Here is a 9,067-nt window from a genome sequence, read left to right on the forward strand (position 1 = left end):
GAGCGACTCAGCCGAGCAGCGCCTCGGCACGCTTCCGCCAGCCCGGCATGCCGACCGCGTCGAAGCGCGCGAGCGCGCGCTCGCGGAGCTCTGCGACGCGCGGGCGGGGGCTGCCCGCCCGCAGGTGCAGGAGCGCCTCGTCGTAGTCGCAGAGTGCGCGCAGCGGGAGCGCGCCCTGCTCGTCGAGCACCCGGCGCGCCTCGTCGAGCCACCCGAGCGCCTCCCCGGTCCGGCCCCCGAGTCCGCACAGCCGCGCCAGCGAGAGGCGCGCGTCGGTATGGGGATGGCGGAAGTCGGGCGCCAGCGCCCGCTCGCGCAGGAGCGCCTCGAGCGGCTCGAGCCCCTCCGCGCGGCCCAGGGTCCAGAGCGTCGCGATCGTGCGGTGGAGGGTCGCGACGTACGGGAAGCTCCAGCCGGGGGCGATCGCGAGCGCCTTGCGCGGCAGCACGAGCGCTGCGAGAGCCTCACGCTCGCGGCCCGCCATCGCGTGGGCCGACGCGGCCCCCGCGGAGGCCAGCGGCAGCACCCAGCGCGTCTCGGGCGCGTCGGTCGCGAGGGCGGCCTCGACGGCGGGTCCCAGCGCCTCGAAGCCCTCGCCGCGCACCTGGGCGAGGTCGCCCACCAGGGTGCCGAGCCGGAGCGCCACGAGCGACGACGCGGGGCCCTCGCGCGCCAGCTCCTCGGCACGGGCCTGCGACGCGTCCGCGTCCGCCAGCGCTCCGAGGGCCGACTCGAGGCGCGCGGCGCTCGCGAGGAGCAGCGCCGCGAGCAGCCGATGGTGCCGCCGCAGCGCCGTTTCGGCCGCCGTGCGGAACTCGGCGAGCGCCGCACGGTACCCGCCGGCCTGGAAGCCGATCAGGGACGCGACGCCCGGCACGCGCTCCAGGACCTCGGCGCGCGAGGGCAGGACGAGATGGCGCCACAGCTCGGTCGGGCGCGCGAGATCGAGGGCGGAGGGGTGCGCCAGGACCACCCGGGTGAGCTCGCGGCGCTCGGGCCCGTCGCGGGTCACGCCCGGAAGCTCGGGGTCGTGGGCCTCGCGGCCCGAGAGCGCGTGCGAGAGCAGGCGCGCCCAGACGAGGTCCCGGCGCGCCCCCGCGAAGCGGAGGCCCTGCTCGGCCAGGGTCCAGGCCGCCGCGTCCAGCGAGACCCACCAGATCGCATCGGCGACGTCCGCGAGATAGCTCGCTGCCGCCGCGGGCCCATCGGCCCGCGCGAGCCGATCGCCGGCCTGGGCGGCGACGCGCGCCGCCTCCCCGGGCTTCCCGGCCCGCGCGAGCGCGAGCCCGAGGCGACTCTCGATCGCGGGCCGCCGCGCGTCACCGGTCGGCGCAAGCGACAGCGCCGTGCGTAGCCAGCGCGCGGTCTCGGCCCAGGCGCCGATCCGTTCGGCGGCGCCGGCGGCGGCGAGGCAGGCCTCCACGCCTGCCTCCGCCCCCGGCAGCTCGGCGCTGCGCCGCCAGTGCCGAGCGATCTCGCCCGCGGAGAGCGCGCGTCCGCGCTCGCGGGTGAGGGCGAGCGCCACGCGGCGATGGATGCGCGCACGGCGGGCGGGATTGAGGCCGGTGTAGAGCACGCTGCGTACGAGCGCCTGCGAGAACTCGAAGCGGTCGGCCACGTCGGCTTCCTGCACGAGCTGCGCCTCGTAGATCTCGTCGAGCGCGTCGAGCGCGTCGGACTCGTCCAGGCGCGCAGCGGCCGCCGCGATCGGGAAGTCGAAGGATCCCGCGAAGCTGCACGCCACGACCAGCGGCCGCCGGGCATCCTCGGAGAGCCGTGCAAGCCGCCGCTCGACCACGGCGCGGATGCTCGCCGGCAGGTCGATCGCCTCGACCTCGCGCAGCGCCACCCACTGCCCGGACCCGTCGCGGACGAGCTCGCCGCATTCCGCGAGGTGCAGCAGGATCTCGCGCATGAAGAAGGGATTGCCGCCCGTCTCGCGGTGGAACGCATCGACGTACGCGGGCGGCACCTCGCCCCCGGAGAGCAGCTCGAGGAGGGTGTGCATGTGCGCGCGGTCGAAGCCCCCGAGCTCGATCCGCGCGCCCGCGGGCGGATCCGGGGCAGCCGGATCCGGGCGCCGGCCCGCCACGATCAGGAGCGGCAGCCCGGCAGCGAGCCGCACGAGACGCGCGAGCATTGCGCTCGTGGCCGGATCGGCCCACTGGAGATCGTCGAGGATCAGCAGCAGGGGCTGGTGCCGGGCCGCCGCCGCCACGATCTCTGCGATCGCCTGGGCCATGCGCGGGCCCTCGTCCCCAGCGCCAGAGGGGAGCGGCTCGCCCAGCTCCGGAAGCCGCCCTCGGATCACCGGCGCCAGGCGCGCGAGGACCGGGGCGTGCTCGCCGAGCCGCTCGCGCACCTCGGTGAGGTCGGCGGCACGGACCCACTCGGCGAGCGCCTCGCCGAACGGCGCGTAGGGCAGCGCGCCTTCCCCTTCGACGCAGCGTCCCCAGAACACGTACAGGCCGGCGGCGGGTGCCCGCTCGGCCAGCTCCTCGAGCAGGCGGGTCTTGCCGACTCCCGGCTCGCCGCTCACCAGCACGAACGACCCCTGGCCGCCGAGCGCGGCGCGTGCACGTGCCACGAGCTCGGCCAGCTCTTGCCTGCGCCCGACGAAGGGGATCCGCGCGAGGACCGCGGCTGCGTCGGCGCGATCGTCGGAGGGCGCCAGGTCGCCTTCGTCGTCGAGCAGGTGCGCGACGAAGCGGTAGCCCTTCCGGGGCACGGTCTCGACGAAGCGCGGGCGGGCGGGCGAGTCGCCGAGCGCACGCCGGAGCTTGCGGACGACCGTGTTGAGCCCGTGCTCGTAGTCGACGACCAGGCCGCCGGGCCAGAGGCAGGGGAAGATGTCATCCCGCTGGACCGTCTGCCCGGACTGCTGGACCAGCAGGACGAGGAGCCGCAGGGGCAGCTCCTGGAGCGCGACCGGGCGGCCCTGGCGGTAGAGCTCCCCGCGCCCGAGGTCGAGCTCGAACGCGCCGAAGCGCACGATCCCCGCGGGACCGGCACCCGACGCGGAAGAGGAGTTCACCTCCAGTTCACCTCGCAGCCTGCCCGGATCCGTCATCCTGTCTTCCGAGGGCGAACCGTGCGCGGCCTCCTGGGCGTCGATCCTTCCATTCCGAGCACCCAACCGCCGGGGGGCCGCGCACCATCCCTCCGGGACGGTGAGGCTACCGCGCCCCCAGCTCCTCGCGCAGCGCTCCGAGGAGCCGATCGACCACGTCCGGGCGGGCGTTCTCGCCCATCAGCCCGATCCGCCAGATCCTGCCCGCGAGCTTCCCGAGCCCGCCGCCGACCTCGATCCCGTGCCGGTCGAGCAGGCGCCGGCGCAGCGCCGCCTCGCCCGCGCGTACCACCTGCTCCGGGAGCCGGATCGCGCTCAGCATCGGCAGCCGCTCCCCGGCCGGTACGAGGGGCTCGAAGCCGAGCGGCGCGAGGCCCGCGAGGAGGCGCGCGGCAGCCCCGGCATGGCGGGCGGCGCGCGCCTCGAGGCCTTCCTCGTCGATCACGCGCAGGCCCTCGGCCAGCCCCGCGACCATCCCGACCGGCGCCGTGTGGTGGTAGACCCGCTGCTCGCCGTAGTAGCCGGCGAGCAGCCCGACGTCGAAGTACCAGCTCGGCGACGGCGCCCACCGCCGGGCGGCGCGCGCGAGCGCCCGCTCCGAGAACGAGGACGGCGCGAGCCCGGGCGGGCAGGAGAGACACTTCTGGGTGGCGGAGTAAGCGGCGTCCACGCCCCAGGCGTCGAGCGTCACCGGCAGGCCCCCGAGCGAGGTGACGCAGTCGAGGATCAGGAGCGCATCCGCCGCGCGCACGGCCTGCGCGATCCGCTCGAGCGGCTGGCGCACGCCGGTCGAGGTCTCGGCGTGGACGAGCGCGACCAGCGCCGGGCGCTCGCGCTCGATCGCGGCGAGCACGACCTCGTCGTCGAGGGCCCGGCCCCACTCGGCCTCCACCCGCACCACGCGCGCGCCCAGGCGGTCGGCCACGTCGCACATGCGCTCGCCGAAGACGCCGGCCACCCCGATCAGCGCCCGGTCGCCCGGCTCCACCAGGTTCGTGAAGCAGGCCTCCATCCCCCCGCTGCCGCTCGCCGCGAGCGGGATCGTGAGCCGGTTCGCGGTGCCGAAGAGCCGGCGCAGGCGCGCCTGCACCTCGTCGGCGAGCGCCAGGAAGGCGGGGTCGAGGTGGCCGAGGAGAGGCTCCGCGAGCGCGGCCAGCACCCGGGGATGCACGTTCGAGGGGCCAGGGCCGAGAAGCAGCCGGCGGGGAAGCGACATCGACCGGGAAGGTAAGGGGAGGGCGCAGGCCGCGCCGTCTGCGCGTTGACAGCGGGCGGCCTCCTTCTCTAAGTTGGGCCCATCTCTTCCCCGCGGGAACATCCTCCACCCGCGTCTTCGGAGTCTCGAAGCGTTGATCCGCTGGCTCACCTTGCTCGCGGGGGTCGGCGTCGCTGCGGCCGCCCTCCACGCGCTGTTGTCGGCGCCCGGCGCGCCGCGCTCGCCGGGCCCAGTTGCGGCGCGGGCCGCGCGCGCGCCGGCGCACGGCGAGATCGACGAGGCGTCGCGCGCGCGCCTCGAGCAGGTGCTGCGCGAGGCCGACGCCGGGGAGCCGGGGCGATGAGCCGCGCGCTCCGCACGCGCACCGACTGGGAGCAGGAGGAGCGCGAACGGCTGGCGCCCTGGGCGGTGCGCAGCGCGGACTCCCGGGGGCGCATCGTGCCGGAGCCCGAGCATCCCTATCGCACCGTCTTCCAGCGCGACCGCGACCGGATCGTGCACGCGCGTGCCTTCCGCCGGCTCGAGTACAAGACCCAGGTGTTCGTCCACCACGAGGGCGACCACTACCGCAACCGCCTCACCCACACGCTCGAGGGGGCCCAGATCGCGCGCACGATCGCGCGTGCGCTGCGCCTGAACGAGGATCTCGCCGAGGCCGTCACGCTGGCGCACGACCTCGGGCACACCCCCTTCGGGCACGCCGGCGAGCGCGTGCTCGACGAGCTGCTGCGCGGCGCCGGCGGCTTCGACCACAACCGCCAGACCCTGCGCGTGGTGGACTGGCTCGAGCAGCGCGCCCCGGGCGTCCGCGGGCTCAACCTGAGCTTCGAGACCCGTGAGGGCATCCTCAAGCACGGCTGCCGCTGGGAGCACCCGGTACCGGTACCGGAGCTCGGCGCCCAGCCCTCGCTCGAGGCGCAGGTGGCCGACCGCTCCGACGAGATCGCCTACGTGAACCACGACCTCGACGACGGCCTGCGCTCGGGCCTGCTCTCGCTCGCACAGCTCGAGGAGGTCCCGCTCTGGCGCGAGGTCCACGCGGAGGTCCGCGCGCGCCTGCCCGCGACCCGGCGGAGCGCTTCGGACCACGAGACCCCGGTCCTGCGCCGGCAGACGATCGTGGCGCTGATCAACCGGCTCGTGACCGACCTCGTCGAGTCGAGCGCCCGGCGCCTGGAGGCGGCAGCGTTGCCGGACGTCGGCGCGCTGCGCCGCCACGCGCCCCTCGACCCGCCCGGGTCGGAGCGGGGCGAGCGGCTCTTCGGCTACGAGCGCGCGCTCGAGAAGGCGCTGCGCGAGCTCAAGGACTTCCTGGGCCGGAACCTCTACCATCACCCGCACGTCGTCGCGACCACCCGCGCGGCCGAGCAGGTGCTCGCCGAGCTGTGGCGCGCCGTCCGCGCCGATCCCGGAAAGCTCCCGGAGTCGGTCCGGGCGCGCTTCGCCGAGGACGGCGAGGAGCGCGCGATCGCGGACTACCTGGCCGGCATGACCGACCGCTTTGCGCTGGCCGAGCACCGGAGGCTCGTCGAGCCCGATGGACCCGTCGGCTAGCCCCGTGCGCGTGGCCTTCTCGACCGCGCCCGACGCCGACAGCGGCGCGCGCATCGCGCGCGCTCTCGTCGAGGAGCGGCTCGCGGCGTGCGTGAGCCTGGTGCCGGCGGTCCGCTCGATCTACCGCTGGCAGGGTGCGGTCGAGGAGCAGACGGAGGTGCTGCTGGTGATCAAGACCCGCGCCGAGCGCGTGGAGGCGCTGGCCGCGCGGCTGCGCGCCCTCCACCCCTACGAGCTTCCCGAGCTGATGGCGCTGCCGGTGGCCGGCGGCCTCCCGGCCTATCTCGACTGGGTCGCGGCGGAGGCGGCGCCGTGAGCCTCGCTGCGGCCCTCGAGCGCGCCGCCGAGGCGCTGCCCGCGCTTGCCGACGCGGTGCGGCCCGCCAACGGCGACCCCGAGCGGCTGCTCGGCGCCCTGGCGGACGAGGGTGCGCGCGACCTCGTGCGCTGGCTGCTCGCGCACGAGCCCGAGGCCGGCGAGGAGCTCGCCCTCGCCTGGGCCGAGTCGCCGCGTGGCGTGGCGCCGCTCGCGGCGATCGGCGAGGACGGTCTCGGCAAGGCGGGGCGCAAGGCGCTGCGGCGCGCGCAGCACCGGCTGCGCTCGCGCGGCGTGGAGGTCGCCTCCGAGGCGCCGGCGGCGCGCGTCGCGGTGCTGCCGAAGCTCGCCGACGAGCTCGCCTTCGCGCTGGTGTCGGCACCCGACCCGGGTGGCGTGCAGATCGTGGTGCTCGTCGAACCGAGCCCGGCGGGCGGCGCGCGGCTGTTCCAGGGCGCGATCGATCTCGAGCGCGGGGTGCTCGAGTTCCACGCCCTCACCACCACCCGCTCGCAGGTGCGCCGGCTCGTGCGCGACCTCGAAGGCCACGCGCAGATCGCCGCGGTGCGCAGCTCGCGCGAGGCGCTGGCGGCGCTGCTGGCCCGCGCCGCCGCGGCGCAGCCCGCCGACCGCGCGCTCCCGCAGGCCTTCGAGGAGTGGCGCTCGCGCGTAGCGCGCCCGCCCGCAGGCGCGAAGACGCCCGGCGAGGAGGTGCGCGCCGCGCTCGGTGCGGCGCCGGACCTCGCGGCAGCCCGCGAGGTCGCCCAGCAGATCGCCGAGGGCGGGCTCGGCCCCTGGCCGCCGCCCTTCGAGGCCCTGCGCGAGCTCGCGGAGAAGGTGCGCCAGGCCGGTGAGAGCCCGCTCCTGGTCGACGATCAGCAGCGCCGCGCACAGGTCGAGCGCGTGATCGACGACGCGCTCGACCAGCGCTACGGCGCGGCCGCCGGCGAGGGCACCGCCGGGCGGCTCGAGGAGGCCGCCCACGCGGCATGGCGGCGTGGCGGCGAGGAGGAGGCCCGGCGCCTGCTCGCGGCCGCCGCCGTCTTCCGCGACCGCGCCCCGCGTGACAACCCGGTGGCGCGCGCGCTCCTCGATCGGGTGCTCGCGCCGGTGCTCGAGATGCTGCGCGAGGAGCGCGCCGCCTCGCCCCTGGTGAGGCCCTAGCATGCTGGCGGCGCAGGGGCGCTACTGGCGGGCCGCGATGTCGCGCAAGCGCGACGCGGCGGTGCTCTCGCTCGAATCGGCGCCCGGCGAGCTCGAGGGCCTCGAGGGCTTCCGGCTCGAGCTGCCGCTCGCGCGCTGGAACGCGGTGGTGAAGCACGCGGAGTCGGACCGCAAGCTGCTCGGCGGGATCCTGCTGGATCTGGCGCCGGCCAAGGAGCAGGTGGCGCGCGTGGTCGCAAGCGACCGCCTGCTCACGGATCTGCAACGGGTGGTGCGCGACGCGACCGTCGCGCTGGTCGAGACGGGCATGCTGGTGATCGCACCGGCGGCCCCGGAGACGAAGGAGGGAGCATGATGCGAAGGCGCTTCGGGCGTCGGCGCTGGGGCAGCGGAACCGGTGGCGGCGAGGGGGACGGCCCGCGCGGCCTCGATCCCGCGCGCGAGCTCGCGCGGGTCGTCGAGAGCGGCGTCGTCCCGGCCGAGGCCCTCGAGCCCGTCGCGAGCGACGACGTGCCCGCGACGCTGGCCGTCGTCGGCACCGGGGTGTCGCGCGACGGCGAGCGGCTGGTGGTCGGGGTCTCGCCCGCCTCGGGCGGCGACGCCTGGCTGGCCGCGCTGGCGGTGGCGGCGCAGCGCGTGCACGAGGAGGGCTTCGACGGTGCGGTCTATGCGGTCTCGGGGAGCTGGTCGCTCTCGGCGCGCCGGCGGCTCGGGCTCTTGCGCCCCGGGGCGCTGCGGGTGCGGGCGCGCATCGAGCCCGACGCGCAGGACGCCGTCGGCGAGGTGACCGCCGAGGGGCTGGAGGCGCCCCTGCTGCCGGCCTCCTCGCTGCCGGCCGAGCTCGGCGAGTCCGCGCGTGGGCTCTGGCGGCGGGCGGCCACGGCGCTCGCGGGCCTCGGCGCCAAGCACGGGGGCGCGGTGCGCCCCGCGCCGGGTGGTATCGAGCTGGTGTTCGCCGGACGGGCGCTCGCGATCCTGCGCGGGGACGCTCGCGGGGTGGCGCTCGAGGCCTGGGAGCCGCGCCGCGAGCTCCAGCACCTCGCTGCCGACGCGCTCGCCGACGCCTTCGACCGCTTCGAGGGCTCGCTGCGCAAGGCGCTCGGCGACCGGCGGCTGCGCGAGGGCGAGCCGGCGCTGCGCGCCGCGCTCGCGGCGCGGCTCGCCGAGAGCGCCGGCGTGCGCGCGCTCGCTCCCTGGCCCCTGGCCGGCCCGCTCGGTGAGGGCGTGGACTTCGCCGGCGTCGACGGTCAGGGCCGCGCCGTGGTCGGCGTCGCGCGGCGCGAGCTCGGCCTGCTCGCGCTCGGTGCCGCGCTCGACGGCTGGATCGAGCTCGTTCCCCGCGTCGCGAGCCTGCTGCCGGAGGCGCCGGCGCCGAGCGCCGCGAAGCCCCTGCTGCTGCTCGCTGCCGAGCGCGTCGACGCTGCGGTCGACCGGGTGCTCGCCTGCCTCGACGTCGAGGTACGGAGCTGGAGCGTGGAGGGCGTGGGCCGCGGCGAGCCGGCCCTCGTGGCGCGCGCGCCGGCGGCGCTGCCCGCGGCTGCGGCGCCGCTCGCTCCCGCGCGGCCGGCCCCCTTCGAGGCGCGGCCGTCGCCGCGGCCGGCTCCGGCCGTGCCGCCGCCGCGGCCCGCCGCCGCGGCGCCCGCCGAGGCCGAAGCGGCGGCCGCCGGGGACGAGGAGATCGGCCCGCGCCGCCGCTTCGAGGAGGTGTCGCTCTTCGACCTCGCCGGCGAAGGCGAGGAGGCCGGCGA

Annotated in this window: 8 protein-coding genes; 6 read left to right on the forward strand and 2 right to left on the reverse strand. The window is 77.1% G+C overall.

From position 1 onward, the window contains the following. Positions 1 to 7 precede the first annotated feature (7 nt). Both OZ948_03910 and OZ948_03915 read right to left on the reverse strand, forming a co-directional pair. Entirely contained in the window at positions 8 to 3,034 is a 3,027-nt protein-coding gene (locus OZ948_03910; protein ID MEB2343867.1) for an AAA family ATPase, read from the reverse strand. Between the two features lie 142 nt (positions 3,035 to 3,176). Then, a complete protein-coding gene (locus tag OZ948_03915) occupies positions 3,177 to 4,286 on the reverse strand; it encodes an aminotransferase class V-fold PLP-dependent enzyme (GenBank protein ID MEB2343868.1) in 1,110 nt (369 codons plus the stop codon). A gap of 133 nt (positions 4,287 to 4,419) precedes the next feature. Here OZ948_03915 and OZ948_03920 point away from each other — a divergent pair, with 133 nt between their 5' ends. The 6 genes from OZ948_03920 to OZ948_03945 form a co-directional block, all read left to right on the forward strand. Then, positions 4,420 to 4,629 carry a hypothetical protein gene (locus OZ948_03920; protein MEB2343869.1) on the forward strand — a complete coding sequence of 70 codons (210 nt, stop codon included), beginning with the start codon at positions 4,420 to 4,422 and terminating at the stop codon, positions 4,627 to 4,629. Next, positions 4,626 to 5,840: a deoxyguanosinetriphosphate triphosphohydrolase gene (locus OZ948_03925; protein MEB2343870.1), complete on the forward strand. Its 1,215-nt coding sequence runs from the start codon at positions 4,626 to 4,628 to the stop codon at positions 5,838 to 5,840. Before OZ948_03920 ends, OZ948_03925 begins: the two co-directional genes overlap by 4 nt. Next, positions 5,824 to 6,156, forward strand: a complete 333-nt coding sequence (locus OZ948_03930; protein MEB2343871.1) for a divalent-cation tolerance protein CutA — start codon at positions 5,824 to 5,826, stop codon at positions 6,154 to 6,156. The genes OZ948_03925 and OZ948_03930 overlap by 17 nt, the downstream gene beginning before the upstream one ends. Further along, positions 6,153 to 7,319 carry a hypothetical protein gene (locus OZ948_03935; GenBank protein MEB2343872.1) on the forward strand — a complete coding sequence of 389 codons (1,167 nt, stop codon included), beginning with the start codon at positions 6,153 to 6,155 and terminating at the stop codon, positions 7,317 to 7,319. Before OZ948_03930 ends, OZ948_03935 begins: the two co-directional genes overlap by 4 nt. A 1-nt stretch (position 7,320) precedes the next feature. Continuing rightward, a complete protein-coding gene (locus tag OZ948_03940; GenBank protein ID MEB2343873.1) occupies positions 7,321 to 7,674 on the forward strand; it encodes a hypothetical protein in 354 nt (117 codons plus the stop codon). Further along, positions 7,671 to 9,067 (forward strand): hypothetical protein (locus OZ948_03945; GenBank protein MEB2343874.1); only part of this gene is annotated, 1,397 nt, incomplete at its 3' end. The genes OZ948_03940 and OZ948_03945, both read left to right, overlap by 4 nt.

It is taken from the genome of Deltaproteobacteria bacterium (assembly GCA_035063765.1).
Classification (GTDB): Bacteria; Myxococcota_A; UBA9160; order UBA9160; family PR03; genus CAADGG01.